1 tRNA gene is annotated in these 1,275 nt (G+C 38.2%); it reads right to left on the reverse strand.

Features of this window, described 5'->3' with window-relative positions:
* Positions 1–847: 847 nt before the first annotated feature.
* Positions 848–919, reverse strand: a tRNA-Met gene (locus KPX09_RS05295).
* Positions 920–1,275 lie beyond the last annotated feature (356 nt).

Raw genomic sequence — 1,275 nt, forward strand, 5'->3', positions numbered from 1 at the left:
CTTCTTTTTCCCATAATGTTTTGCAGCAACCTCCTTGTTAAGGGCATCCTAAAGGATTTACAATCTAGACACAAACCTACGAAAAAACCCTCTCTTCCCTTCTCATCTCTCCTGCTTTTGCAGCCTTCACAAAAATTTGGTTTTTCACGATAGAAATAACTAGGTGTTTATCCATTTATCACCCCCTTTCCTTTCCAGCCCAATTTACAAAAAAATACTCTCATTTCTTCACCGTATAGTAACCTAGTCAACACACGTCAGAGCAAAGTATCCTATAGCAGGGAAATTATGCGGCGTTGAAACTGCGTTTATAAAGTATACTCTTGCATCCTGTATAAAGATTTCATTATGCGCTCTAATTTGATTATACCGTAGAGACTTATTCGAGAGCAGCTTAGATAACGCCCATTTCGGCAAAGAAAAATAAATATAGAAGATAGCGCATAAATAAAGGCTTGTTAACGCTATAAGGAAGGAAAAAAGGCTGCTTGTTATATAGCAAAAATAATACAAGAAATAGCACACCTCACGAATAATCCCTATTAGGCACTCTTGTCCGATGCAACTCCAATCAGGTTTAAAGTTCCTTACCATACTACTTAATAGGGTCGCATGTACAAAAAACATGCATACCCCCCAAAGCAATACAGATAATCAATAGTACATGCCTTATTCCTGCCTGTACTAAGGTTATGTATTGCATTATAACATCCTCAAAACCTCTGAATATTCTCTAATAGCGAAAATATACTTTCAACTTGATAATGCATAGTACATAGCAAAAACTATTAGGGAGAAGATTTTGGAGCCTGTTTATACCTAAGCTAGTTTTGGATCATTATACAAGTGGCTAAGGAGGGATTCGAACCCCCGACCCGGAGATTATGATGCTCCTGCTCTACCCCTGAGCTACCTAGCCCCAAGGATATGGAGGTACCATATCTTTTGCATTCTTGCAATATACTATTCCCAATTGTTTCTTATATTCCTTACACATTATCGTGGATTTTGCTAATAATACTCCCAGCATCATGAGCTGTAACATTACAGACGTACGTCTAAAATCCCATCAACCATCGCTACAATCTAGTTTTCATGAGAAGTTGAGTCCCTGCTGCCGCATCTTCTGATATTCATACTGTTTAGAATCATACCTAGCTTCTAGCAGCTCTCCTAGTCAAGGAAGAGGATTATAGCTATCTACATTGTTATAGCTTTGTTTTGTTCCGGGATATGGCTATCTGTATGGGTAAATTCAGCCAGCCTTTTAGTGTT

The sequence above is a fragment of the Anaplasma phagocytophilum genome (assembly GCF_023476575.1).
Taxonomy (GTDB): Bacteria; Pseudomonadota; Alphaproteobacteria; order Rickettsiales; family Anaplasmataceae; genus Anaplasma; species Anaplasma phagocytophilum_A.